At 57.1% G+C, this 26,485-nt stretch carries 23 protein-coding genes; 13 read left to right on the top strand and 10 right to left on the bottom strand.

Translation table 11 applies throughout. From position 1 onward, the window contains the following. Positions 1-134: 134 nt before the first annotated feature. The 5 genes from iolN to SO058_RS10675 all read right to left on the bottom strand — a co-directional run bounded on the left by iolN (position 135) and on the right by SO058_RS10675 (position 6,253). Positions 135-1,097: a 3-dehydro-scyllo-inosose hydrolase gene (gene iolN / locus SO058_RS10695; RefSeq protein WP_320842990.1), complete on the bottom strand. Its 963-nt coding sequence runs from the start codon at positions 1,095-1,097 to the stop codon at positions 135-137. A gap of 33 nt (positions 1,098-1,130) precedes the next feature. Next, a complete protein-coding gene (gene iolM / locus SO058_RS10690; protein ID WP_320842989.1) occupies positions 1,131-2,309 on the bottom strand; it encodes a scyllo-inosose 3-dehydrogenase in 1,179 nt (392 codons plus the stop codon). Between the two features lie 288 nt (positions 2,310-2,597). Then, the gene (locus tag SO058_RS10685) at positions 2,598-3,617 is read right to left on the bottom strand and encodes an ABC transporter permease (protein WP_320842988.1); all 1,020 of its coding nucleotides are present in this window, start codon (positions 3,615-3,617) and stop codon (positions 2,598-2,600) included. Beyond that, the gene (locus SO058_RS10680; protein WP_320842987.1) at positions 3,614-5,113 is read right to left on the bottom strand and encodes a sugar ABC transporter ATP-binding protein; all 1,500 of its coding nucleotides are present in this window, start codon (positions 5,111-5,113) and stop codon (positions 3,614-3,616) included. The genes SO058_RS10685 and SO058_RS10680 overlap by 4 nt, the downstream gene beginning before the upstream one ends. Positions 5,114-5,236: 123 nt before the next feature. After that, positions 5,237-6,253, bottom strand: a complete 1,017-nt coding sequence (locus tag SO058_RS10675) for a sugar ABC transporter substrate-binding protein (protein WP_320842986.1) — start codon at positions 6,251-6,253, stop codon at positions 5,237-5,239. A 616-nt stretch (positions 6,254-6,869) separates the two neighbouring features. On the opposite strand from SO058_RS10675, the gene SO058_RS10670 reads away from it, so the two are divergent. The 4 genes from SO058_RS10670 (at position 6,870) to SO058_RS10655 (ending at position 11,852) form a co-directional block, all read left to right on the top strand. Further along, positions 6,870-7,772 (top strand): AraC family transcriptional regulator, encoded by a 903-nt coding sequence (locus SO058_RS10670; protein ID WP_320842985.1) that lies wholly within the window; start codon positions 6,870-6,872, stop codon positions 7,770-7,772. Beyond that, positions 7,769-8,509: a sulfite exporter TauE/SafE family protein gene (locus SO058_RS10665; RefSeq protein WP_320842984.1), complete on the top strand. Its 741-nt coding sequence runs from the start codon at positions 7,769-7,771 to the stop codon at positions 8,507-8,509. The genes SO058_RS10670 and SO058_RS10665 overlap by 4 nt, the downstream gene beginning before the upstream one ends. Positions 8,510-8,732: 223 nt before the next feature. Beyond that, the gene (locus SO058_RS10660; protein WP_320842983.1) at positions 8,733-10,628 is read left to right on the top strand and encodes an acyl-CoA dehydrogenase family protein; all 1,896 of its coding nucleotides are present in this window, start codon (positions 8,733-8,735) and stop codon (positions 10,626-10,628) included. 15 nt (positions 10,629-10,643) lie between these two features. After that, positions 10,644-11,852, top strand: coding sequence for an FprA family A-type flavoprotein (locus SO058_RS10655; protein WP_320842982.1), 1,209 nt, complete (start codon positions 10,644-10,646; stop codon positions 11,850-11,852). A 67-nt stretch (positions 11,853-11,919) separates the two neighbouring features. Here SO058_RS10655 and SO058_RS10650 read toward each other — a convergent pair whose 3' ends face one another. From SO058_RS10650 to SO058_RS10640, 3 genes are all read right to left on the bottom strand, one after another. Continuing rightward, a complete protein-coding gene (locus SO058_RS10650; protein WP_320842981.1) occupies positions 11,920-12,492 on the bottom strand; it encodes an N-acetylmuramoyl-L-alanine amidase family protein in 573 nt (190 codons plus the stop codon). Positions 12,493-12,889: 397 nt separating this feature from the next. After that, a complete protein-coding gene (locus tag SO058_RS10645; protein ID WP_320842980.1) occupies positions 12,890-13,027 on the bottom strand; it encodes a hypothetical protein in 138 nt (45 codons plus the stop codon). A gap of 343 nt (positions 13,028-13,370) precedes the next feature. Then, entirely contained in the window at positions 13,371-15,347 is a 1,977-nt protein-coding gene (locus SO058_RS10640) for a fructose-1,6-bisphosphatase (protein ID WP_320842979.1), read from the bottom strand. 141 nt (positions 15,348-15,488) lie between these two features. Between SO058_RS10640 and ilvD the strand changes: the two genes are divergently transcribed. Together ilvD and SO058_RS10630 are read left to right on the top strand one after the other, a co-directional pair. Next, entirely contained in the window at positions 15,489-17,213 is a 1,725-nt protein-coding gene (gene ilvD, locus SO058_RS10635) for a dihydroxy-acid dehydratase (RefSeq protein WP_320842978.1), read from the top strand. Next, positions 17,210-17,629 carry a pyridoxamine 5'-phosphate oxidase family protein gene (locus SO058_RS10630; RefSeq protein WP_442872245.1) on the top strand — a complete coding sequence of 140 codons (420 nt, stop codon included), beginning with the start codon at positions 17,210-17,212 and terminating at the stop codon, positions 17,627-17,629. The genes ilvD and SO058_RS10630 overlap by 4 nt, the downstream gene beginning before the upstream one ends. A 36-nt stretch (positions 17,630-17,665) precedes the next feature. On the opposite strand, the gene SO058_RS10625 is transcribed toward SO058_RS10630, so the two are convergent. Beyond that, a complete protein-coding gene (locus tag SO058_RS10625; RefSeq protein ID WP_320842977.1) occupies positions 17,666-18,406 on the bottom strand; it encodes a tRNA 2-thiocytidine biosynthesis TtcA family protein in 741 nt (246 codons plus the stop codon). A 267-nt stretch (positions 18,407-18,673) separates the two neighbouring features. On the opposite strand from SO058_RS10625, the gene rplM reads away from it, so the two are divergent. The 5 genes from rplM (at position 18,674) to SO058_RS10600 (ending at position 22,867) form a co-directional block, all read left to right on the top strand. Then, the gene (rplM, locus tag SO058_RS10620; protein WP_320842976.1) at positions 18,674-19,102 is read left to right on the top strand and encodes a 50S ribosomal protein L13; all 429 of its coding nucleotides are present in this window, start codon (positions 18,674-18,676) and stop codon (positions 19,100-19,102) included. Positions 19,103-19,117: 15 nt separating this feature from the next. Then, a complete protein-coding gene (gene rpsI / locus SO058_RS10615; RefSeq protein WP_320842975.1) occupies positions 19,118-19,525 on the top strand; it encodes a 30S ribosomal protein S9 in 408 nt (135 codons plus the stop codon). A gap of 335 nt (positions 19,526-19,860) precedes the next feature. Beyond that, positions 19,861-20,928, top strand: coding sequence for a ribosome small subunit-dependent GTPase A (gene rsgA, locus SO058_RS10610; protein WP_442872244.1), 1,068 nt, complete (start codon positions 19,861-19,863; stop codon positions 20,926-20,928). Between the two features lie 56 nt (positions 20,929-20,984). Then, on the top strand, positions 20,985-21,650 hold the full coding sequence (locus SO058_RS10605; RefSeq protein WP_320842973.1) for a GTP pyrophosphokinase: 666 nt from the start codon (positions 20,985-20,987) through the stop codon (positions 21,648-21,650). A gap of 20 nt (positions 21,651-21,670) precedes the next feature. Next, positions 21,671-22,867 (top strand): DNA recombination protein RmuC, encoded by a 1,197-nt coding sequence (locus tag SO058_RS10600; protein ID WP_320842972.1) that lies wholly within the window; start codon positions 21,671-21,673, stop codon positions 22,865-22,867. A 246-nt stretch (positions 22,868-23,113) separates the two neighbouring features. Here SO058_RS10600 and SO058_RS10595 read toward each other — a convergent pair whose 3' ends face one another. Further along, positions 23,114-23,773, bottom strand: coding sequence for a response regulator transcription factor (locus SO058_RS10595; protein ID WP_320842971.1), 660 nt, complete (start codon positions 23,771-23,773; stop codon positions 23,114-23,116). 174 nt (positions 23,774-23,947) lie between these two features. Here SO058_RS10595 and SO058_RS10590 point away from each other — a divergent pair, with 174 nt between their 5' ends. Next, the gene (locus tag SO058_RS10590; RefSeq protein ID WP_320842970.1) at positions 23,948-25,756 is read left to right on the top strand and encodes an HlyD family efflux transporter periplasmic adaptor subunit; all 1,809 of its coding nucleotides are present in this window, start codon (positions 23,948-23,950) and stop codon (positions 25,754-25,756) included. Further along, entirely contained in the window at positions 25,756-26,484 is a 729-nt protein-coding gene (locus SO058_RS10585; RefSeq protein ID WP_320842969.1) for an ABC transporter ATP-binding protein, read from the top strand. The genes SO058_RS10590 and SO058_RS10585 overlap by 1 nt, the downstream gene beginning before the upstream one ends. The last annotated feature ends 1 nt before the right edge of the window (position 26,485 follow it).

The following is a 26,485-nucleotide window of genomic DNA, read 5'->3' as shown; positions in this document are numbered from 1 at the left end:
CGGGTTTTGATGTATGGGAAAAGGGCGAAGCGCCCTTTGCTGGGTGCGCCGCCGGAGGCGAAAGAGAATACCTCCGGCACGTTAAGAAGAGATTGCCGCTTTCGCAGCAAAGTGAAGAGAGAGATTTGGGCAGATTAATATTCGAGGGTATAGATGTGGCGGCCGCCGGGCTCGGTCGGCCCCTTAATGACGGCTTCGATATCCTCACGGCTGCGCTGGGTCATCTTGTCGATCGGCGGCAGCTCGCCGGCGGGGTACTTCTCCAAGATGTCGTTTACCAGCTTTTCGAGATAGTCGAGCGTTTTGACGATGCCTGCCTCGGCCTTTTTGCCGTCCGCCATGCGCGCGTCGCCGATGACGCCTTCGGGCTGGCAGATGCATTCCATGCCGCACGAGCCGAACGCGTTGTACCACTTGATCGGGCCCGCGCCGTCCTCGGCGGAGGTGTTGATATGGCCGGGCGGCAGCAGCGGCGCCTTGTCGACCTTGATCGCGTCTTCCATGTGGATAAATTCAGGGAACAGCTCGAGGCACCAGGACTGCTCGACCTCGTCGGCGTGCACGAACGGCATATCGTAGGGGCCGCCCTTGTCCTTGGTGAACATCTGCTCGCCCGCGCAATTCCAGAAGTGGGTGTACAGCACGATACCGGGCACCTGCCATTTTTTGCCGAAGGTGTGGATGGCGAGCGGGATCACGTAGTCCTGGCCGTGGCCGTTGACGATGATCATTTTGCGGAAGCCGGTGTTCCAGAAGCCGGCCATAACGTAAGCGAGATAATCCGCGAGAATCTTCTCGGGGATCATAATGGTGCCCTTTTGGCCCAGATGGTGATAGGGGTGCGAGCCGTACCAGATGGGCTGGGCGACCGTGCAGCCGGTCTTTTCCGCGACCAGCTCGCACAAACGGGTGTCCAGATAGGTGTCCTCGCCGTATGGCGCCGAGGGGCCGTGATTTTCGGTCGAGCCGACCGGGATCAGCAGCACGTCGTTCTTTTTAAGGCGCGCTTCGAGCATCTTGGTCGTCATGTTCTGATAGTAGATGCCGTCCTGCGCTTCCATGTGGCCGCCCTTGGCGGGCAGATTCCATTTGCTCATGGGATATTCCTCCTTGTTTTCTGGTTGATTTTCTTATTTGGACAGGCGGGGGTAAGCGGTCGAAACCAGTACCTTGCCCGCCGTGATCTTCATGCCTTCCTCGATGTCCTCGAGGTTAAAGCGGCCGGTCACCATTTTGCGCATATCGATGCGGCCCGAGGCCATTAGCGCGATTACGTCCGGATAAATGCCCTGGCCGGACTGGCCGTTGGAACCCGAAATAGAGCCTGCGTTCCACTGCCAGTTGAAGATGTCGACCGGCGTGATGCCGACCGTGTGCCCGATCTGCACGGTCTTGCCGCCGATGGCCAGCGCCTTGCCCATGACGGGATAGGTGAACTTGGTCGCGCCCGCGCACTCGGCGAACAGCGAGATGCCCGCGCCGTCGGTCAGGTCCATTAGAAGCTGCGCCTGCTCGTCGGGCGATGCAAACGCGGTAGGATCGTATACGCAGTCCGCGCCGCAGGCCTTGGCCAGTTCGACGCGTTCGGGCACGCTCTCAAACGCGATCAACTTGGCGGCGCCCGCGGTCTTCATCAGCTGGATGGCCGCAAGGCCGATTGGGCCGCAACCGAATACCGCCACATGCCCGCCCGGACGGATGCCGCCGCCGCGCACGAATAGGCCGTTGTATGCAACGCCCGTTGGCTCGATCATCGCGCCGAGTTCGAAAGCGGTCATCTTGTCGCCGCCGTAGTAATCCATGATGGCGTTCAGCGGGTAACAGTATTTTGCGTGCACGGTGGCGAATTCGGCAAAGCCGCCGTCATATGTAAGGCCGGGCTCTTCGAGGTTTTTACACTGGTTGAACATGCCGCGGCGGCACGCGTCGCACTCGCCGCACCAGTGCATGGATTCGACCGATACCAGATCACCCACCTTGAGGCGCTTTACGTTTTTGCCGGTTTCGACGATCTCGCCCGCAAATTCATGCCCGGTGATGATGGGATACTTGGAGTGGCCATCGTACATGGTGTAGCCGTCCGCGTCCTTTTTCAGCAGGTGCGCGTCGGTGCCGCAGATGCCGGCAGCGCCCACCCGGATTTTGACCTGATCATCGCCACAGACAGGTTCCGGACGGTCGGTGACCGAACCGTGGATGTTGTGCCATACCGAGTTGCCGCGCAGCGCGCGGCCGGTCTGCTTTTCGCGTTCGGAGAGGACATAGCCCTCGCGTGGCTTATGTTCCGCTTCCACATAAAATGCTCTCATAATCGTTCCTCTCTTCGATCGTTTTGGAAGATAACAGTGTTGAATTTAAATTTTCTGGGCTGCCCGATATGTCGGTCGGCCCTTGTTTCTTTTGTGCCTTCATTATACAAACCGGCTGTTTTTTTCACTATACTTTTCTTGTGCGAAGTTAGCGAATTTCAAGCGGATTTGCGGGTGATCCGCTGCTGGGTTTCGGAATCTTGCGAAGCACTGATTTCTTGCGGGTGAGACCCCAAAATATAGGCCCGCGCAAAAGCGCGGGCCTGTTGAAAATCGATAAAACTTCTGTTATTCGCTTGCTTTTGCAACCTCGAGGCGCTTTTTCTTGGCCTCCATCCGGCTGCGCACCACGTCCACAAATACTGCGATGATGATGATCGCGCCGATGACAATCAGCTGCAAATCAGACGAAACGCCCAGCAGGTTGCAGCCATTGCGGATGACTGTGATCATGAACGCGCCGATGAGCGTACCCCAAACGTTGCCCTTGCCGCCGAGGAACGAAGCGCCGCCGATGATGCACGACGCGATGGCATCCAGGTCGCCCTCCTGCGAGGCGAGCGGCACGGCCGAGTTTAAGCGGCCGATGTAAACGATGCCGGCGAGCGCACAGAAGAATCCGCTGAGCGCATAGCAGGTCACCTGCACGCGGTCGGTGTTGATGCCGGCCAGCCGCGCGGCCTCTGAATTGCCGCCGAACGAATAGATTTTACGCCCGAGCGGCGTGTTCGAAAGGAAAATATGCATCAGGACGAACACGACAACGGTCAGGATGAACGACAGCGGGATGCCGAACGGCTCCGCGGTGCCGACCAGAAGCGCACCCTTCGGGAAGCCCGCGATGGCCGCAGACCCCATGATGACAAGCGTGATGCCGCGGTAGATGTTTTTGGTGCCCAGCGTCGCGATAAAGGGATGCGGCAGGTGCAGCTTGGTAAGCAGCAGGCCGTTGATCATGCCCGCCACCGTGCCGACCACTAGGCAGATGACGACGAGCAGAATGGAATTGACAGCGGTATCAGCCGTGAAGAACCGTTTCATTAAAACGGCGGTGACGCCGGTTGAGATCGCGAGCAGCGAGCCGGCCGAAAGGTCGATGCCGCCAAGCAGGATGACGCACAGCATACCGACCGACATCAGCGCGACGATTGGCACCTGCCGCAGCAGGTTCAGAATGTTGGCAGTGGTGACAAATTTGCCCTGCGTCGCAATGGCCAGCGCGATGCAGATCAGCGCAAGCGCGAGCAACGGGCCGAGCTTGCTGAGGATTTCTTTCATCCTCGAATTGGGCTTTTTCGTTTCAGTCATGACAAGGTTCCTCCCCATGCGGCTTTCATAATGTCTTCCTGGTTGAAATGCGCGGAATCGCGGTCGATCTGGGCCATGATCCTGCCGTGCCGCATGACGATCACGCGGTCGGACATCCCGAGGATCTCAGGCAGCTCGCTCGATACCATCAGCACACATTTCCCCTTTTTCACCAGATCGTTCATCACGTTGTAGACCTCGATCTTGGCGCCGACGTCGATACCGCGTGTCGGCTCGTCGAAGATATAGATATCCGCGTCCGTGTTGACCCATTTGCCGATGACCACTTTCTGCTGGTTGCCGCCCGACAGCGAACCCACCGGAGTGTCGAGGGTCGGCGTTTTGATCTTATAGGTGGCCACGTTCTCCTCGCCGATGCGGCGGTGCTTGCTCTGGTCGAGCAGCACGCCCTTGCGGTCGCGATCGATGGTGGCCAGATGCAGGTTGTGCAGCACCGAGGCGTCCAAAATCAGGCCTTCGCCCTTGCGGTCCTCGGTCAAAAATGCAATCTTATTGTGGATCGCGTCCGCCGGACGGACGATCTCCACCTTTTTGCCGCGTATGTAAATATCGCCGCTGTCGCGCACGTCCGCGCCGAAAATGGCGCGCATGGTTTCGGTGCGCCCAGCGCCGACCAGCCCCGAAAAGCCGAGGATCTGTCCGGCATAGGCGCTGAAATTGACGTCGAACAGTACACCCGTGCTGTTTAAGTGCTCAACACGCAGCATTTCCTCGCCCTTGGTCGCGACTTCCTTGGGGAACAGGTTGTCCAGGCTGCGCCCGACCATATGGGAAATGAGCTTATCCTTGGTCATCTCCTCGACCGGCGAGGTCGAAATCCATTTGCCGTCCCGCATGACCGTGATATCGTCGCAGCACTCGAAGATCTCCTCCAGCTTGTGCGACACGAAAATGATCGCAATGCCCTTGGCTTTGAGCATTTCAATTGTCTTGAACAGCTGCGCAACCTCGGATTCGGACAGGGAAGAGGTCGGCTCGTCCATGATGATGAGGCGCGCCTCGGATAAAATGGACTTGCCGATTTCGATGGTCTGCTGCACGCCGAGGCCGAGCTTGGAGCATTCGGTGCGCGGGTCGACCGGCTGACCCAGGCTCTCCATAATCTCGGCGGCTTTGGCGTGCATCGCCTTGTAGTCGCACAGCGGCCCGCGAGTCTTATAGTAATTAATGAACAGATTGTCTGTGACATTCAGCTCCTGAACAATGTTCAGCTCCTGATATACGCAACCGACGCCCGCGGCCTTTGCGACCATCGGGTTGGACAGATGGACCTTTTTTTCGTCGATGTAGATTTCACCTTTATCCGGCTGGTTTACGCCGGTGAACACCTTGATGAGCGTGGACTTTCCCGCGCCGTTTTCACCGATTAGGCCGTGCACGGTGCCGCTGCGCACGGTGAACGACATATCATCCAGCGCGATGACGCCGGGGAAGTACTTGGTGATATGTTTGAGCTCCATGATAACTTCGTGCATAATACCGCAATCACCCACTTTCGATAAATACCGATATTGGAACAGCAAGCCGGGGGCGCGTGTCCCCCGGCTTTGCCTTTACCCCTTATGGTTCAGGATATCGAGGTTTTGTTCTCCCAATCCTTATTCGCCAACCAGGCTCTTCAGGTTCGCCACAAAGTCCGCGGCGTTTTCCGAGCTGACCATTTCGGCGCCGGAATCGATGCGCGCGTCGATGGTCTCGCCGTTTGCTACCTTTACTGCGTTTTCAACGCCGAGCTCGCCCATCTTGTACGGGCTCTGCGCCACGGTGCCCAACATGATCTCGCTGCCGTCCGCGATGATTTCGCAGACCGGGATCGTGCCGTCAAAGCCGATTACGCCGATGTTCTTGCCAGCGCCCGAGATCGCGCGCTCCGCGCCCTGCGCCATCGAGTCGGCCGTGGTGACGACAACGTCGATGTTATCGTAGCGGTTCATCAGATCCTGCATGATGTTCATGGCCTTTTCGGACTCGGAGTCTGCGGCTTTGACCTCTAGGATGTTAACGCCGCCAGCTTCCAGTCCGGCGCGGATGCCGGCCTCGCGCTGGTCGTGCGTGGTGTCGCCCGCACGGCCGCGCAGGATGACCGCGTTCGCGCCTTCGCCGTATTTCTTGGCCGCAAATTCGCCGCCGATCTTACCCGCGTCCTCATTGCCGGTGCCGATGAAGGAAACCTTCTTATCGAAGTTCGGCAGGTCGGTGTCTACCGCGAGCACTTTAATGCCAGCCTCATCCGCCTGCTGAAGCACGGGAAGCACGGTGTCCGGAGAGGACGGCGCCAGGCACAGTACGTCGATGCCCTTGCCAACCAGGTTCTGGATCATATCGACCTGCATCTGCACGTCGGATTCTGAGTTCGGCGCGATGAACTCGAGCTCGACGTTGCCAAGCTCGGCCGCCTTGGCCTCGGCGCCGGCTTTAACCAGCACCCAGTATTGGTCGGCCAGCGATTTGACGACAAAGCCGACATGCACCTTTTCCGAGCCGGTGCTAGGCGCATCCGTGCCGGCGCCGGGATCGGCGGTGCCCGGATCAGCCGGCGCGGGCTCGCTGCCGCACGCGGTCAGGGAAAACGCCATGGCTGCTGCCAGCAACCCCGCAAGTAACTTCTTTTTCATGAAATTTCCTCCTCTGTTCTCTGTGGTTTTCTATATAAATCGTTGCCGATTCATATGCAATAAAAAATGCCGGGCTAAGCGCCGCATAAATGGTCTGCCTGTCCGGCATGGCAGCCACCGGCGAATTGTAAATGCGAAGCGCTTGGTGATGAAACTAGTGTAGCAAAAGCGTTAGGCATACCGCCACCGCTTTCTTGTGCGGGTTTTATCATATTTCAGGCTTTTTCAGACGCATTTCCGGGATGGATTTTGCATTCTTGCGAATTGGCTTTTTTTATCCAGTCAATTGGAAAAACGAGGGGGAAAAATGCACAAATGATAGAAGGAAAATTTGTGTATGTTTTCAAGCGGATGGCTTTTGTGACGAGTTTTTATATTTCTTGCGGGGAGAATAATTTAAAAGGCGGCAATTTTCCTTGTGCGCAGAAAAGCGAATTTTGTTTTCTTGCGGAAAAGCTGTCTGCAAAGGTTGAAAATGCACAATTGACATCGGTATGCACCGATGATATACAAGGACTATGTACCCAAAGCGCGGATCGGCGCAAGAAATGCAAACATGCGTCGTCTTGCGCAATGCGTGGAGGTTGCCCAGTTTGCACATTGAAAAGAGGTTTATATGATTCAGTGTTTTGTGAAAAAAGATCCTGTCTCCAGCTTTGTCCCTGGCACACAGCCGAAACTCCTTTCTGCAAGCAAAATCGATTCCGTATTTTCGGTCCATCCGCGCATTCTGCACAAGCATCCGGATTTCCTGGAGATCATGTATGTCCGCACCGGAACGGGCGTTTATATTGTGGACGAATGCCGCTACGATATTAAAGGCGGGGATATCATCATCTGCAACGCCGGCTGCCTGCATGACGAGGATCCGGCTTACAGCAAGGATCTGAATATGGTGAGCGTGGCGGTAGGCGGCGTGTTTGTGCGCGGCCTCGACCCAAACAGCCTGATTGCGCCCAATTACAGCCCGGTGTTCCCTGCGGGGGAGTGTGCGGACATGCTTTGTTCGCTGCTTACCATGATCCACAGCCTGCTCGCGACCGACCCGGACAATGCCATTGAGACCTGCCATCACTTGACGATGGCGCTGCTCAGTAAGCTGCTGCTGGTGATCCGGCGATACTGCGAAAAAACGGGCAACACCATTCAAACCTCGCCCGACATCATTGCCTGCAAGGTGAGGCAGTACATCGACACACATTTTGACGAGCGCTTCACGCTTCAGGATATTTCGGACGCGATCCGCATCAGCCCGTACCATCTCGCGCATATCTTTAAAGAGCAGACGGGCTATTCTCCTATGCAGTACACACTCCGCCGCCGTCTGGGCGAAGCGCAGAGCCTGCTGATCGCAACTGATATGACGATCACGGAGATCTCCGTGGCCGTCGGTTTCGGCAATCCCAGCCACTTCAACACCATGTTCTCCAAATATATCGGGATGCCGCCGAGTAAATATCGCGCGTCTTATGTGCGGAATGGAGAGGATGCGTCTGAAGACGCGGAGGGCACTGTATGACGCTGACGCTTGGGATCTATATATTCGCCGTCCAGTTTTTTGCGTTCATTATTAAAGGGCTTGTCGGCTTTGGTAACCCGCTGTTGTCCGGTCCGCTGCTGGCCATGAAGCTGGATAACCGGGTCATTACGCCCGGCAATCTGCTGCTAGACTTGCCGGTCAATACATATATCGTGTTGAAAAACCGGCGTTCGTTCGACGCCAAGGTCGCGTTGCCAGTCGCATTCTGGATCGTTCTCGGCGTCATCCCGGGCACGATGTTTTTGAAGCTGTCCTCCCCATGGGTTATTAAGGCGCTGCTCGGCGTGTTCATTATTGGGCTGGGCATCGAAATGTTGACGCGCGACCGCGCCAAGGCCATGGCGCCCAGCAAGGCCGTCCGCGCGGTGATCTCGCTCGCGTCTGGCGTGATGGCCGCGCTGTTTGGCATCAACCTGCTGTTTCTGGCCTATCTGGAACGCGTGGCGGAAAACCGGCAGCAGTTCCGCACCAACGTATGTTTCGTGTTCCTGATCGAAAATGCGTTTCGCGCGGCCGTCTATTTCTGGAACGGCCTTTTTACGCCGATGACCTTATCCATCACCGCAATCTCGATCCCGGCGGCGGTGCTCGGTATTTATGTCGGCGGAAGGATCGACAAGCGCATGGATGAAAAGCTGGCGAAAAAGCTGGTGATTGCCGTTTTTATTCTGGGAGGCGCAAGCATTCTTATGAAAGCGTTGCTGTTCCGGTCTTGAGGAGACGGGCAGGACGGCTGCGCGCTGAAAAATATTCGTTTCGAGTCCCGCTATAAGCGGGGCTTTTTTATGCCTCGTCTAAATGCACAAAATTGGTCATATTGTTTTCTAATATGAATTCTTAATAATGGATTGCTTCCTGCCTTCGGAAGTGCTATGATGAACGAAAGAAAACTATACCAATTACATAGATAATGACTGCAGATGATAAGGAGGCAACCATATGTTCTATCAAACGACTGAGCAGCATGAAAAACTGCGCGCCGACATCCGTGCGTTCGCGGAGGCCGAAATCAAGCCGATTTCTTTCCTTTTAGACAAGGAAAACCGCTTTCCGCGCGAGATCGTTGAGAAAATGGCTGAAAACGGCTGGATGGGGCTTCCGTTCCCGGAGGAATATGGCGGCGCAGGACGGGACATTAACAGCTATGCGATCGCGGTCGAGGAGCTTTCGCGGGTCGACGGCGGCGTGGGCGTTATCCTGTCTGCGCATGTTTCATTGGGCTCTTGGCCGATTTTCGCATTCGGCAATGAGGAGCAAAAGCAAAAATATCTTACCCCGCTCGCTAAGGGCGAGAAACTCGCCGCATTCGGCCTGACTGAACCTAACGCCGGTTCGGATGCGGGCGGTACGGAGACGACTGCCGAACTGGACGGCGATTATTACATCTTAAACGGCAACAAAATCTTTATTACAAACGGCGGCGAGGCCGATACCTACGTGGTGTTCGCAGTGACCACACCGGGAATCGGTGTGCGGGGCATTTCGGCGTTTATCGTAGAAAAGGGCTGGGATGGCTTCACATTCGGTGACCACTATGATAAGCTGGGCATCCGTTCCTCCGCGACGGCCGAATTGCTGTTTAACAACGTCAGGGTGCCCAAGGAAAACCTGCTCGGCAAGGAGGGCGAGGGCTTCAAAATCGCCATGGCCACGCTCGACGGCGGACGTATCGGCATCGCGTCGCAGGCGCTCGGCATCGCGCAGGGCGCGTTTGAATCGGCGCTGGAATATGCCAAGGAGCGCGAGCAGTTCGGTAAGCCGATCGCGTTCCAGCAGGCTATCTCGTTTAAGCTGGCGGACATGGCGACCAAACTGCGCGCCTCGCGCCTGCTGGTCTATTCGGCGGCCGAACTGAAAGAACATCACGAGTCCTATTCGATGGAGGCCGCAATGGCGAAGCAGTATGCCTCCGACCGCTGTCTGGAAATCGTCAACGACGCGCTGCAGATTTACGGCGGAAACGGCTACCTCAAAGGCATGGACGTCGAGCGCTTTTACCGCGATGCCAAGATCTGTACCATTTATGAGGGCACGAACGAGATCCAGCGTGTGGTCATCGCCTCGCATATCGTCGGCAAGCCGCCTAAGGAGAACGCGCCCGCGCAGAAGCGCGGCCCAATTACCGGACACCGCAAAAAGCAGATATTGAAAGACGGTAGCGCGCAGGAGCGCGTCGATACACTGGTCGGGGCACTCAAAGCGGACGGCTATGATTTTACCGTCGGCATCCCGATCGACACGCCGATCACACAGGCCGAGCGCGTCGTTTCGGCGGGCAAGGGCATTGGCGCGAAAGAAAATATGCAGATGATCGAGGCGCTCGCGGTGCAGGCCGGCGCGGCGGTAGGTTCGTCCCGCCCGGTTGCGGAAACGCTGCAGTATGTGCCGCTTAACCGCTATGTGGGCATGTCCGGCCAGAAATTTGGCGGCAACCTATATATTGCCTGCGGCATTTCTGGTGCAGGCCAGCACCTCAAAGGGATCAAGGACGCGGCAACCATCGTCGCCATCAACAACAACCCGAACGCGCCAATTTTTAAAAACTGCGATTACGGCATTGTCGGTGATCTGGAGGAGATCCTGCCGCTGCTGACAGCCGCGCTCGACAATGGTGAGGAAAAGAAGCCCGCGCCGCCTATGAAGAAGATGAAGCGCGCAAAGCCCGCGAAACAAAGCTACCCGGTGCACGTGTGCGGCGGCTGCGGCTATGAATACAATCCCGCGGTGGGCGATCCGGAAAGCGATATCGCACCCGGCACATCGTTTGAGAAGCTGCCGGATGAATGGATCTGCCCCGAGTGCGGCGAGGACAAAACACAGTTTATTGAGGCTTGACGAGGAGGTAGCGTTATGTATTGTGTGCGTAAGGTGACAGAAGACCTGTTCTGGGTGGGCGGCAACGACCGCAGGCTCACCCTGTTTGAAAATATTCATCCCATCCCGCGCGGCGTATCCTATAACTCCTATCTGCTGCTTGATGAGCAGACCGTGCTGTTCGACACAGTCGATTGGTCGGCGTGCCGGCAGTTTTTGGAGAACATTGAGCACGTGCTGGACGGCCGTCCGCTCGATTTTCTGGTTATCAACCATATGGAGCCTGACCACGGCGCATCTATCGAGGAGGTGCTGCTGCGCCATCCGGAAACCAAGGTCATTTCGACGGAAAAGGCGTTCATGCTTATGCGCCAGTTCGGCTTTGACGTGACGGGCCGCATGATCGAGGTCAAAGAGGGCGATACGTTCTCGTTCGGCGGACATACGGTTACCTTTGTCGCGGCGCCCATGGTGCATTGGCCGGAGGCCATGGTCACGTTTGACACGGCGAACGGCGTTTTGTTTGCCGCCGACGCGTTTGGTTCGTTCGGCGCGCTGGACGGCAAGCTGTTCGCGGACGAGGTCGATTTCGACAGGGACTGGATCGACGACGCGCGCCGGTATTACACCAACATCGTCGGCAAATACGGCCCGCATGTGCAGCTTTTGCTCGGCAAGGCCGCGGGTATCCTCGACCAGATCAAATTCATCTGCCCGCTGCACGGCCCGGTGTGGAGAAAGGATCTGGGTTATTTCATCGATAAATACGATCACTGGAGCCGTTACGAACCTGAGGAGCAGGGTGTGATGATCGTTTATGCCTCGATGTATGGCAATACCGAAGCCGCCGCGAACGCACTCGCGACCAAGCTGTGCGAGAAAGGCATGACCAATGTCCGTATGTACGACGTATCGAACACGCATGTGTCTTACCTAATCTCCGAAACATTCCGCTTGAGCCATGTTGTGCTCGCGTCGGTGACCTATAACCTCGGTATTTATCCGGTGATGCACAATTACCTGATGGATATGAAAGCGCTCAACCTGCAAAAGCGAACATTTGCCATCATTGAAAACGGTTCTTGGGCGTGTAAAGCTGGCACGCTGATGCGGGAATTTCTCGAAAACGAGCTGAAAAACGTGGACGTTTTAGATGCTGGCCTGTCCCTCAACAGCGCGATGCATGATGAGGCCGCGCCCGACCTCGATGCAATGGCCGATGCGCTTATCGCGTCAATGAAATAACAGCCACCTACATTCTCCATTCATAGCGGCGGCCCCGGAGGACTTGCCTCCGGGGCCGTCGCGCGTTTTAAACAGGGGAGAAGCCGAAATAGCTCAAAAGCCCGTTGTAGATGCCCTGCGCGAAGCCGTAAGGGTCGTCGCGCAGCTTTTCCGCGTCGCCTACATTGGTCAAATACGCAAGCTCGACGAGGATGGCTGGCATATTGGTGCGGCGCAGGACATATAGGCCGGGATTGAGCCGCACGCCGTTATCCCGCGTTCCCACGCGCTCGACAATGCCGTTCAGCACATGCTGCGCCAGCCAGTAGGACTGCGTATTCTGCTGGTATACGTAGACCTCGGTGCCGTTGATGGCGGGGTTGACGTTGGCGTTACAGTGGATGCTGATGAAGTAATTGGCGGGCCAGGAGTTCGCCATGTTGACGCGCGCGGCGAGACTGGTCGCGTTGCTGGTGCCGAGCACCTCATCGGGCGAGTTGCGGCTGAGGCGCACTTCAAAACGCGGGTCGGCGCGCAGAATATCGGCGAGATAGACGCCGACGAGATACGTCACGTCCTGCTCGCGCAGGCCGTTGCCCTCCGCGCCGGTGTTCGGGCCGCTCGGGTTGTGCCCCTGATCGATAAAAATTCGGATTGCCAAGGTTTCACCACCTCGCTACAGTCTATGCCCCGCAGGGGGGACGCGTGCGAGGCTGTATGACCGGACAAGGCAAAAATCCCGGCGCAGTGGGAAAACCACCGCGCCGGGACAGAGTAGGCTCAGGCTGATCGCTGTGGAAAGCAGCGCGGCAAAAAATCGTTTCATTCTTCCGATCCTTGTTTCTTAAAATTGGCTGGTGAACGCGGAAAGCTTCTCATCCAGCTTTTTTCTCGTGGTCGTGAAAGGCGCCACTTCAGCAAGATAGGTCACGCCGTTTATAGAGGATGTAGGTCGCCATTGATATTGATAAAGACCGTGTGATATTTCCCAAGCCCCGGGCCGGGTGGTCATATTGGACTAGGGCTCTGGCAAGGCCCTCTGAAAAGCCTTGATCGACTCAGGCGCGCGAGGCTTCGCTTTTAAAGTTATCCTCAAGGAAATTCGGATACTCCGCCAGCCATTTATCTGTAAATGCATCGTTCGTTTCTGCAAGGTAAGATTTGATCTGCGCGGGATCGGTCGTATATGCAGGCACCGCCCCCCGCTGGGACAGCCAATCCCGCCGCCGTTTTCTCCCATAGCACGGCGCTGCAAACCCGATTCCGGCTGCTTTTAAATTAATTTTACCTTAGGAGTGGGAAAAATTAAGGCGCGAGGGAATGATTTCCCAGTTTGCGGTGACATGCAGAATGTAGGATTTAAGAATGCACGCGGATGGTTTACAAACTGAAGGCGGTGTGGTAAAATATAGCTGGACGCAATAGGGAACCGCCATCCCTGCGTCCAACCGTCCCGTCCGCTTACCACCACCACCAAGCGGGCGGGACACCTTAAAAATGAGAAGCCCGCATACCGAAAGGTATGCGGGCTTTTTTCTGTCAGTCGAGCTGGCCGTTGTCCTCTTTGATCTCGCCTGCACGGTAGGCAGCGAGCAGATCCTTGAGGTCGTCTATGGTGCGCTGGAGTCCCGCGCCCACGTCAGTCTCGTCAATGCGGATGCGCGCCTCCGAGCGGTCGAACGCCATAGAGGTCGAGAAAATGTCCTTGTTGTTTTCGATCGCGTCGCGCTTGCCGGAAAACGGCTCGTGTGCGGTCAAGTGGATGCCCCACGAATCGAACACCAGCGTATAGCCGGCGATGCCGGTGGTCGGCTGGTAGGCGCGGCAGAAGCCGCCGTCGATCACGATGAGCCGTCCGTCCGCCTTGACCGGGCTTTCTCCGTCCTTGCTCTTGACAGGCACATGGCCGTTTACGATATGGCAGTGACCGCCCTCAAGGCCAAACTCCTTTAAAATGCGGATGCAGACCGAAGCGTCGTTATAATACGAATAATAGGCGTTTTTTGGCTCGACCCAGGTGTGTTCGTCCGCGATCAGGCGGCGCTCAAAGGTCGCGATGTGATCGCGCCCGAACAGCGGCGAGTGCCGGCCGCACCACAGAAACCACAGGAAATCCTTGCCGAACTGCCGCTCGCTCGTGCCCTCGCGGGCATAGTAGCCCTGCCGGGCGACAGCCTCACAGTAATCCATCAGCGCCTTGCCTGAAAGCGTTTTGCCGCCGAACTCAAACTGCATGAACGCGCCGTCCTCGGTCATCGGGATGCAGCCATGATACAAAAGGTTTCCGTTAAAGCATTTGTATAGCCCACCCTTGGAATAGAGGAAACGGATGTGCGTTTGCAGCTTTTCCGATCGTAGGAACGCGTTTTTGAGCTGCGCCATTACCTCGGTCTCCTCGGGCGACAAGGCGTAAGGATTTGCGGGGTCGACGGTCGGAAAGTCGCAGTCGCGCAGCGGGTATTCCTTGCCGCCGATCGTGACCACGCGGCGGGAAAAATCGATCTTGTCGAGCAGCAGGCGGTCCTCCATGCGGAAAGAAGGATTGCGCAGGATGGTCTGCCCCTCGAGCTTGAACTGGATGATCGCGATCGCCTTGTGCATGCGCGCGGCAAGCGTGAGATCCTTGGGGGTCGCATCGTCGTCCAGCTGCTTTACCTGGAAGCAGGACTGCTCGGCGCTGCACTTATACACCTCGTTTGCGAACAGCGCGAGCGGGCGCAGGCTGATGCCGTAGCCGGTCTCGATCATTTCAAGGTTGTTGTAGGTGATGGAATTGCTCAGCACGGTTGCGATGCAGGTGCGGCTGCCGGTCGCCGCCCCCATCCACAGCACGTCGTGGTTGCCCCACTGGATGTCGACCGAGTGGTGGTCCATCAGCAGATCCATGATGATGTCGGCGCGCGGGCCGCGGTCGAAAATATCGCCGACGATGTGCAGATGGTCGACCACCAGGCGCTTGATGAGCCTGCACATGGAGATGATGAAATCGTCCGCGCGGTCGACCTCGATGATCGAAGAGATGATGCCCTCGAAGTATTCGCGCTTGTTGAGGATGTCGTTGTTTTTGTTTAAGAGCTCGTTGATAATATCGCCGTTCCACGGCGGCAGCGCGCGGCGCACCTTGGCGCGCGTGTATTTGGACGAGCACAGGTGGCAGATCTCGGTCAGCCGTGCGAGCGTGATGCGGTACCACTCGGCGCGGTCGGGCGCGGCGGAGGCCAGCTCTTCAAGCTTCTCCTCCGGATAATAGATGAGCGTGGCGAGCTGCGCGCGTTCGTCGGCGGGCAGGCTGTCACGCAGCACGATGTCAACCTTTTCGCGCACTGCCCCCGAAGCGTTGTTGAGGATGTGTACGAACGCCTCGGCTTCGCCGTGCAGGTCGCTCATAAAATGCTCAGTGCCTTTGGGAAGCCGTAAAATGGCTTGTAAATGAATGATCTCACTGGCCGCCGCTTGTACGCTGGGGTACTGGCGGGCGAGCAGGCGTAAATATTTCTGTCGTTCGGTTCGCTGCATCAAAACGCCTCCTTTGGTTTTCCTATGTCCAGTATGCCATACTTTGCCGGAAAGCACAAAGCATTTCGGTTAAAATTTCGCGCGCTTGCGCGGAAAGCGGCGGTATGCTATGATGAAAGCACCGGATAACGGAAAGGATGGATGACAGTGTACCGCAGTGAAGAGGTTCGGAAGCTTGCGCCCGAAATGGACCCGCTCCGCATGGGCATGGGGTGGGTGCCGGAGGATTTGGACAAGCCTAAAATTTTGGTGGAAAGCACGTTTGGAGACAGCCATCCGGGCAGCGCACACCTGCTCGCGTTGGCCGACACGGCGGCGGAGGGCGCGGCGTCGGCCGGCGCCAAGGCGGCGCGCTATTTTGCGACCGACATCTGCGACGGCATGGCGCAGGGGCACGACGGCATCAACTATTCGCTCGCGAGCCGCGATATGATCGCCAACATGGTCGAGATACACAATAACGCCACGCCATTCGACGCGGGCGTGTTTCTCGCAAGCTGCGACAAAGGCCTGCCCGGCCTGCTGATGGGCATTGGGCGCACCAACCTGCCGGCGGTCGTTGTGCCGGGCGGCGTGATGTGCGCGGGGCCGGATCTTCTGACGCTTGAGCAGATCGGCGCGTACAGCGCAATGTGCCAGCGCGGCGAAATCACGGACGAGCAGTTTACCTATTATAAGCACAACGCCTGCCCCTCGTGCGGCGCGTGCAGTTTTATGGGCACGGCGTGCACGATGCAAGTTATGGCGGAGGCGCTGGGGCTGACCCTGCCGGGTGCGGCGCTGCTGCCCGCGACCGGGGAAAAGCTTCACGAGCTGGCGCGCCGCTCGGGCGAGCAGGCGGCCGCGCTTGCAAAGAGCGGCCTGACCGCGCGCGATATCGTGACCAAGGACAGCTTTGAAAACGCCATCATCGTCCACGCGGCGATCTCAGGCTCGACCAACGCCATCCTGCACCTGCCCGCCATCGCGCACGCGTTCGGCATCGAGATCGACGCGGACACGTTTGAGCGCATCCACAAGCACGCGCATTACCTGCTCAACGTGCGCCCGGCGGGCAAGTGGCCAGCCGAATATGTGTATTATGCGGGCGGCGTGCCCGCGGTCATGGAGGAGCTGCGCGGCCTGCTGCATCTGGACGTTCTGACAGTGACAGGCAAAACGCTTGGCGAAAATCTGGACGAGATCAAGGCCTTCGGCTGGTATGAGGCGTGCGCGGCCGCGCTTGCCAAAACCGGCGTGAAAAAAGAGGATATCCTGCGCCCGTTTGATAAGCCGATCAGCGACAATGGCACGGTCGCCATCCTGCGCGGCAACCTCGCGCCCGAGGGGGCGGTCGTCAAGCATTCGGCGGTGCCGCAGGAGATGCACAAGGCGGTGCTGCGCGCCCGCCCGTTCGACTGTGAGGAAGATGCGATCGCGGCGGTCATCGCGCGCGAAATTCGCCCGGGTGACGCGGTATTCATCCGCTACGAGGGCCCCAAGGGCAGCGGCATGCCCGAGATGTTCTACACCACCGAGGCCATTTCGTCCGATCCCGAGCTGGGCAAGACAATCGCCCTGATCACGGACGGCCGCTTTTCGGGCGCGTCCAAGGGGCCGGCAATCGGGCATGTGTCGCCCGAGGCCGCGGAGGGCGGACCGATCGCGCTCGTCGAGGAGGGCGACCTCATCGAGATCGATATCCCGGCGCGCGTGCTCGCTATCGTCGGCGTAAACGGCGAGCGGAAAACGCCCGGGGAGATGGACGGCATCCTGCAAAAGCGCCGCTCGGCGTGGTCGCCGCGTCCGCCGCGCTACACGGACGGCGTGCTCAAATTCTATTCTGAGCATGCGGTTGGGCCGATGAAAGGCGGGTATATGAAATGATGCGCGACCCGGTGCAGACCATTGGAAATTTAATCGATAAGCAGAGCGTGGCCTATATCGGTTCGGTCGACGGCGAGGGTTTCCCGAACGTCAAAGCCATGCTGCCGCCCCGGAAGCGCGAGGGCATCTCGGTGTTTTATTTTACAACCAATACGTCCTCCCGGCGTGTCGCGCAGTATAGGGAGAATCCCAAAGCCTGTGTTTACTTCTGCGACAAGCGGTTTTTCCGCGGCGTGCAGATGCTCGGCACCGCCGAGGTGCTCGAGGACGATGAGACCAAGCGCGAGATTTGGCGCGAGGGCGACACGATGTACTATCCCGGCGGCGTGACAGACCCGGATTATTGCGTGCTCCGCATCACCGTGACACGCGGCCGCTACTATTCCAACTTCAGCTCCGAGGACTTTCCGGTCTGACGAAAAAAGCGTATCGCTAAAGCGATACGCTTTTTATTATTGGGGCTTTTTGGGCGTGCGCGTCCGGTCGGGCGCCCAGCCTTTCAGGGGATAGCGCTGCATGGCGCCAAAAATGCGCTCGCGCAGCCCGGGCATGTCCTGCTCCAGCTTTTTGAGCAGATCCTTGACCTCCTGCCGCTTGGTGTTGCCGTCCGCAGGGCAGGGGTTATGCACGATGGGTAGCTCGTGCCGCGCGGCAAACGAGCGCACATAATATTCGGGTGTGTACAGAAGCGGACGGATCAGTGTCACGCCCATGCGATCGAGAAAGGTGACCGGCTGGAAGCACGAAATGCGCCCCTCGTAGAACAGCGAGAGCAGATAGGTCTCGACCACGTCGTCGAAATGATGCCCGAGGGCGACCTTTTTGCACCCCGCAGCGAGCGCGGCCTCGTGCAGCGCGCCGCGCCGCATTTTGGCGCACAGCGAACAGGGGTTTTCCTCATGCCGGATATCGAATATGATTTGCTTAATCTGGGTCGGGACGCGGATATATGGGACGCCGAGTCGGTCGCACAGCGCCTGCACGGGCGCAAAGTCCATTTCCTCATAGCCCATCTCGAGCGTGATCGCCACGACTTCAAATTTCTTGGGGTAAAAACGCCGCAATTCGGCCAGCGCCACAAGCAGAGCCAGCGAATCCTTGCCGCCCGACACACCGACTGCGATCTTGTCGCCATCTTCGATCATATGGTAGTGGTCGACCGCACGGCGCACATAGGAAAGCATTTTTTGCATAGGTTTTCTCCGGTTTTCAGATTAGTCTTCCTTATAGATATAACAGAAAAGCCGCGCACACGCAAATAAAAATTCTAAATTCAGAAGATAGAAAACAAGAGATATAAAGCGTATAAAAGAGAATAAAAGAGTACATGGCGGATTTGCATGAAAAAATGAAAATAATCGTTGACTTGTGGTTTTGGATGTGTTTTAATAAATATGCTCGTTTGGAGCGCTCAATTTGTTATCAAATGATTTTGATTATAAAAAACGGAGGAAAAAAACATGTCTACTTTTATGGCTAAGGCAGAGACTGTCGAGCGTAAGTGGTATGTGCTGGATGCCGCGGGCAAGCCGCTTGGCCGCACCGCCGCTACCGCCGCTATGCTGCTGCGCGGTAAGCACAAGCCCGAGTTCACCCCGCATGTGGACGGCGGCGATTTCGTCATCGTCATCAACGCGGACAAGGCTGTTCTGACCGGCAAGAAGCTGGAGCAGAAGTACTACCGCCACCACACCGGCTGGGTCGGCGGCCTCAAGGAAGTCCAGTACAAGACCATGATGGCCGAGAAGCCGGAAATGGCCATGCAGCTGGCTGTCAAGGGCATGCTGCCCAAAAACTCGATCGGCCGCCAGTCGGCCACCCGCCTGAAGATCTATGCGGGCGAGAACCACAACCACCAGGCACAGAAGCCTGAAGTTTGGGAAAAGTAAGGGAGGAGCTAACTGATGTATACACCTAAGAAAGCTTATTTCTATGGCACCGGCAGAAGAAAGTCCTCCGTTGCCCGCGTTCGTCTGTTCCCCGGCGGAACCGGCGAAATCAAGATCAACAACCGCACCATCGATAACTACTTTGGTCTGGATACGCTCAAGCTGATCGTCCGCCAGCCGCTCGAGACCACCAGCACGACCGGCAAGTTCGACATTGAGTGCACCGTCACCGGCGGCGGCTTCACCGGCCAGGCCGGCGCGATCCGCCACGGCATCGCCCGCGCTTTGCTGCAGGCGAACACTGAGGAATACCGCCCGATGCTCAAGGCGGCCGGCTTCCTGACCCGTGATCCCCGCATGAAGGAGCGCAAGAAGTACGGACTCAAGGCAGCCCGTCGCGCACCCCAGTTCTCCAAGCGCTAAAACACAAAATACCGTCAAACTTGGTGTTTGGCGGTATTTTTTTGTCTATTTGCATTGTCGGTCATAAGATTGCGCTATGCCGGCCCGGCCTGCTTCAGTACGAGGTTGTTTTTGCTTTGCTGTGGTAGGCAAGCAAAAATAAAATCCATTAAACAGCGGTTTCAATTTTGAGAAAGAGTATGATATAATGAAGAAGATAAAATGAAAGGAGTATGCTCTTATGATGAACTATAATAAAAAGGAGATTGTAAAGGCGGAAGGAGGTATAACAAAGTAATATTTGGCTGCCTCCTTCCAGTCTGACGACGTGAGACGTAAGAATGGAGGTAAATACATTGAATTATTTAAAACGCTATGGTGTAAAAGACCGTTTTATCGCAGAAGCTGCGCAATACCCCGAATATGAGTTGGCGAGGATTACTGCCCAATATCGCGGCAGATATAAAGTGGTTACCGAACATGGAGAAGCGTTGGCGCAGCTATCGGGTAAAATGCGGTTTGATACGGAGGAGTTGGCCCAGTATCCCACGGTGGGAGACTATGCTATGGTCAGCAAACATGACGGACATGCTGAGACCGTTATTCACCGGCTTTTGACAAGAAAGAGTCTTTTTCTCAGAAAAGCCGTTGGTATTTCCGGTCAGGCACAGGCGGTCGCGGCGAATGTCGATACCGTTTTTCTCTGTATGTCGTTGAATCAAAATTTTAATTTGAACCGTATGGAGCGCTATCTATCGATTGCGTGGGACAGCGGGGCGACTCCGGTGGTCGTTTTGACAAAAAAGGATTTGTGCTGCGATCTGGAAACTGCCGTTAAAGAGGTGGAACAGATAGCCTTTTTTTCCGATGTGCTCGTCCTGTCGATGTTTGATGAGCAGCTGGACGAAAAATTTGCACCCTATTTTTCCGAAGAACACACCTGTGCCTTTATTGGTTCCTCAGGCGTTGGAAAGTCTACCATCATTAACCGTATCCTTGGGAAAGACGTGCTCGAAACGCAGGAAGTTGGGAGAGACGATAAGGGGCGGCACACCACAACGGGACGTGAAATGTTCCCATGCCCACTGGGCGGAGTTGTGATCGATACGTCTGGTATGCGGGAAATGGGTGCGGAAAGCGCGGATGTTTCCAAGGCATTCTGTGAGATCGACGACTTGGCTGAGCAGTGCAGATTTCGTGACTGCACACATACCAATGAGCCGGGCTGTGCGGTCTTGGCGGCGATAAAAAACGGCGTAGTTGACCAACGGCGTTTGGACAGTTATTTGAAGCTGCAGCAGGAAGCGGGCTATGACGGCCTAAGCAGCAAAGAAATTGAAGCCCAAAAGCTGGATCGAATGTTCAAAGAGGTAGGCGGTATGAAAAACGCCCGGAAATTCGCAAAAGGGCAGCGGAAACGATAAAGCTTGCTTTATGATAAAACAGCATCTGGAAAGCGGAAGAAAGGCATGGTGCATGCATGGACATCAACGAGATCCTGAGCCTCGAAGTGCTCGATGAAAAAGCGGCGGAGCAGCTCATTGAATCCGCGTTTCAGCTGCAGCAGATGATGATGCTGTATGAAGCGGGTATCCGCGAGATCAAGACCAAACTCGATATCCTGAGCGAGGAATCGCGCATTTCGGGCAAACCTAATCCGATCGACTCGATCAAAAGCCGCATCAAAACGCCGCGCAGCATTATCAAAAAGCTGAAACGGCGCGGTTTTCCGGTTTCCCTGCGCTCCATGATGGAAAATCTGAACGATATTGGCGGCATCCGCGTAATTTGTCCGTTTATCGATGATATTTATACGGTCGCCGACATGCTGATGCGGCAGGACGATTTGACGCTGATCGAACGGAAAGATTATATCGAGCATCCCAAGCCCAACGGCTACCGCAGCCTGCACATGATCGTCGAGGTGCCGATTTTCCTATCCGACCGCACGCAGCCCGTGCGCGTTGAGCTGCAGCTCCGCACGATCGCGATGGATTTCTGGGCGAGCCTAGAACATCAGCTCCGGTATAAGGCCGACGTTGAGGTGCCGCCGCACATATCGGAAGATTTAAAGGCCTGCGCCGAGGTCATCTCAGCGACCGACCGCAAAATGCAGCAGATCGCCAAAGAACTGGACGCGCTTTAAGAAGAAAGGAATTATTCCCCATGCCATACATACCGCTGATCACACTGGTACTCGTGGCGGTGCTGATCGTGCTTGTCCTTGTGCTGTTATTCCGCAGACCGCAGCAAACGGACGACAACGGCTCGATCGCCGCGCTGGGCTCGCTTGTGACCGACAACCTGAGAGCAGGCCGCGAAACGCAGTCCGAGCAGCTTGGCAAGCTTGAGCAGCGCCTGCATACGTTTACCGCCGAAACCACGCAGAACCTGGAAAATATCCGCGCAACGGTGGACAAGAACCTGCATGCGATGCAGGCGGACAACAATAAAAAGCTGGACGATATGCGCCAGATCGTCGATGAGAAGCTGCAAAAGACGCTCAATGACCGGATGACCGAATCATTCAAGCTGGTCAACGAACGGCTGGAGCAGGTATACAAGGGCCTCGGCGAGATGCAGACGCTTGCGCAGGGCGTGGGCGACCTGAAAAAGGTGCTGACCAACGTGAAAACGCGCGGCATCGTAGGCGAGATACAGCTCGGCGCGATTTTAGAGGAGATATTGTCCCCTGAACAGTACGATATCAACGTGGCGACCAAGGCGGGCAGCCGCAACGTGGTGGAATATGCGGTCAAGCTGCCGGTGGAGGACGGTTTTGTCTATCTGCCGATCGATTCCAAATTCCCGGGCGACAGCTATGCCGCGCTGCGCGACGCGTATGACAGCGGCTCGAAGGAGCAGGTTGACGCATGCGTTAAAACGCTGCTCGCGACGATTAAAAGCGAAGCCAAAGATATCCGGGATAAATACCTTGACCCGCCGAACACGACCGATTTCGGCCTGATGTTCCTGCCGTTCGAGGGACTATACGCCGAGGTGGTCAACCGCGGCATGGTCGAGGCGCTGCAGCGGGATTACCATGTCAATCTCGCGGGGCCGTCCACCATGGCGGCGCTTTTGAACTCGCTGCAAATGGGCTTTCGCGCGGTTGCGATCCAGAAGCGCAGCGGTGAGGTGTGGAGCGTGCTCGGCGCGGTCAAGACCGAGTTTGATAAGTTTGAGGCCGCGCTCACCGCGACGCAGGCGCGCCTGAATCAGGCGAGCAGCGAGTTGGACAAGCTGGTCGGCGTGCGCACGCGGCAGATCCAGCGGAGACTTCGCGGCGTGACCCAGCTGGACGAAATCAGCTCTCAGACGGTCTTAGGGCTGGACGAGCCGGAGGATTTCGGCGAAACCTAAAAATTTTAAGAAATCTTAATCTTTTCCGTAACACTTTCCTAAAAATCGCTTGCTATACTGGGAGCAGAAAATAGGAAAGGATGCCGTCCGGAACGGGCGGCGTGAAAAAAGATGGAACGGAAAAGAACGCTTTTAACATTCCTGCAAGCACTGCTCATGCGCCTGGTTGGGCCGATCGAGCAAGGCAAGAATGCCGGAAGGATGAAAACAAAAACGCCGTAGGCTTTTAAAGCCTGCGGCGTTTTGCTATATTCCATCCATATAATAGCCGACGCTGCGCTGCGCCCGGATGCGAAGCCGTGATCCAGCCTCGCGCAGCCGTTTGCGGAGCAGGGAGATATAAACCTCGAGGTTGTTATAGGTCACCTCGCAGTCATAGCCCCAAACCTTTTGCAGCAGCCGGTCGCGCGGCAGGATCTGGCTTGGGTTCAGGGCGAATTGTTCGAGCAGCAGCAATTCACGCGCGGGCAGACGGAATTCGTCCACACCGCACTGGATCATGCCGCGACCGCAGTCTAGTGTCAGATCGCCGAGCGGCAGCAGATGCGGACGCAGAAGAGGTGCGCGCCGTCCGAGCGCGCGGACACGGGCCAGCAGTTCGGCGGTGACATACGGCGCGGTCAGAAAATCATCCGCGCCGGCGTCGAGCGCGCGCACGCGCTGGCGCGCCGAAGCGTGGGAGGAGACGAGCAGCAGGGGCGTCATAATGCCGTCGCCGCGCAGACCGCGCGCGATGGATACCGCTTCGTCCGCGATGATAAAATGCACGAGTACATCGCATGTGCCGCTGCCCGCGTATTCGCCGCCGGCGTCGAGTGTGCGCGCCCGGTCGCACAGGATACGCGCCCGCCGCAGCAAAAGCACGGCTTTGTCAGCCTCCGGACCGCCTGATACCAGCACGCGCATTGTGCTCCCTCCCTATTTTACGGTGTTTCTTTTACCTTAGGCGTGTTCTATGGAAATTTGGTGTACGGGTGGTGTAGAATTCGTTAAAGGATGAAATTTTTCAGGTTTCTTCAAGCTTTCCCGGGTACCATAGCTTTAGATTTTCAGAAGCTTGCCATGTTGGAGGGAACACAATTGAAGAAGCCAAAGCAATTTGCCTTGCCATGGGGCAAGGACAAAAAGCGCGCAGCCGAGCGGCAGCCGGAAAAAGCCGAGCAGGCGGACGCCGCCGCGCCCGGCGCGCATAGAAAGAAGAAAAAGAAGCGGAACAAAAAAGTGCTCATCCCTATTGTGATCGTGCTGATCGCCGTCGGCTGTTTCGGCGCGCGCCATTTTCTTGGCGCAAAAAAGGGCGGGGAGATGCAGACGTATACCGAAAGCGTCGCCGAACGCCGGGATATCCAGCTTACGCTGTCGTCCACCGGCACGGTCGCCCCGGCCAACCAGTACGACGTGACCGCGTCGGTCAAGGGCGAGGTGCTCAGCTCGACCTTTGAGGAGGGCGACGAGGTCAAAAAAGGCGATGTGCTCTATGAGATCGACAAAACAGACGCGCAAAACTCCATCGACCAAGCCAAGCTGTCGCTCCAGCAGAGTCAAAACAGCTATAGCCAGACACTCGAAAGCCTGGACGACTTGAAAGTCAAGGCGGACGCATCCGGCGTGGTGACCGAGCTGCATGTAAGCGTGGGCGATCAGGTGCAGAACGGCACGGCGATCGCGGATATCCGGGATTCCTCCACCATGGAACTCAAGGTTCCTTTTAATGCGTCAGACGCCGATTCTTTCGGCATGGGCGCGGCAGCGACTGTGACGATGGACGGCTCGTTCGAGACGCTTTCCGGCACCGTTTCTGCGATTGACGCGGCTGAAACCGTGCTCGACGGCTATCAGATCGTTAAATATGTGACCATCCGTGTGTCTAACCCGGGCGGCCTGTCTACCACGTCGGCCGCGACGGCGACTGTGAACGGCGCTGCCTGCAACCAGGGCGCAAATTTTACATACCTCAGCGAGTCGACGATCACCGCGGGCGCTTCGGGGAAAATCACGAGCCTTTCTATCCGCGAGGGGTCGAGCGTTTCAAAAAACCAGGTGGTGGCGTCGTTATCCTCCACGTCGACCGAAAACCAGGTGTCGAACAGCAAGCTGTCGCTCGAACAGGCACAGCTTTCCTATCAGAAGACGGTCGACCAGCTGGACGACTATACGATCACCGCGCCGATCGACGGCACGGTCATCACCAAGAACACCAAGGTCGGCGATACGCTGGACGCAACCAACGGCCAGACCACACTCGCCGTGATCTACGATCTGTCCTATCTGACGTTTGATATCGCGCTTGATGAGCTGGATGTGGGGCGGGTCGAGGTCGGCCAGACGGTCAGGATCACCTGTGATTCGCTGACCGGCGCGGGAGAATTCGAGGGCGAAGTAACCAAGGTTTCGGTTGCGGGCACGACACAGAACGGCGTGACCACCTATCCGGTCACCGTGCGCATCGACGACCCGCCCGACGGCCTGCTGCCCGGCATGAACGTGGACGCGACCATCGTGGTCGATGAAGCGCCGGACACGCTGGCGGTGCCGATTGCGGCGGTGCAGCGCGGCAACACGGTCTATGTCAAAAAGCAGGGCGCGAAAAATACGGACGGCGTGATAGTAGGCGGCACGCTGTTGCCCGACGGCTGGGAGGCGGTCGAGGTCGAGACCGGGCTGACCGACGATAGCTATATCGAGATCGTGTCCGGCCTCAGCGAGGACGATATCGTGTTTGTGCCGCAGATCCAGCGCGAGTCCTCGGGAGAGCCAATGGAAATGGTAATGGGCGGCGCAATGCCGGCGGGCGGCGGCATACCCTCCGGTGGAGGCGGCGGTATGCCTTCTGGCGGGGGCGGCATGCCCTCCGGCGGCGGAATGGGCGGCGGAGGCGGTATGCCGTGATGAGGGAGCAGATGCAGGCGCAGGCCCCGCTGATCGAGCTGCGCGACGTTTACAAAATTTACACCATGGGCGATAACGAGGTGCGCGCGTCCGACGGCGTTTCCCTCAGAATCTACGAGGGCGAATTTGTCGCCATCGTCGGGCAGTCGGGCTCGGGCAAGTCGACGCTCATGAACATCATTGGCTGTCTCGACGTGCCGACAAGCGGGCAGTATTTCCTGAAAGGGGAGGATGTCTCCGAGTTTACCGACGACGAACAGGCCGAGCTGCGAAACAAGACGCTGGGTTTCATTTTCCAGCAATATAACCTCATCCCTAAGCTGAATGTGCTGGAAAACGTGGAATTGTCGCTGCTGTACGCAGGTCTCCCCGCCGACGAGCGTGCCGAGCGGGCGCAGACGCAGCTGCGGCGCGTCGGGCTTGCGGACAAGGAAAAAAACCTGCCAAGCCAGCTTTCGGGCGGACAGCAGCAGCGCGTTTCGATCGCCCGCGCGCTGGCAGGCGATCCATCGGTCATTTTGGCGGACGAACCGACCGGCGCGCTCGATTCGCGCACCAGCCGCGAGGTGCTCGATTTTCTGCAAAAGCTCAATGAAGAGGGAAACACCATCGTGCTTATCACGCACGACAACGGCATCGCGCAGGAGGCCAAACGCGTTGTGCGCGTGGCCGATGGGAAGATCATATTCGACGGCCCGGCACGCGAGGCCTTTCCGAGAGGGGACTGAC

This window comes from Agathobaculum sp. (assembly GCF_034098985.1).
GTDB lineage: Bacteria > Bacillota > Clostridia > Oscillospirales > Butyricicoccaceae > Agathobaculum.
This window is presented reverse-complemented; position numbering and strand designations above follow the sequence as displayed.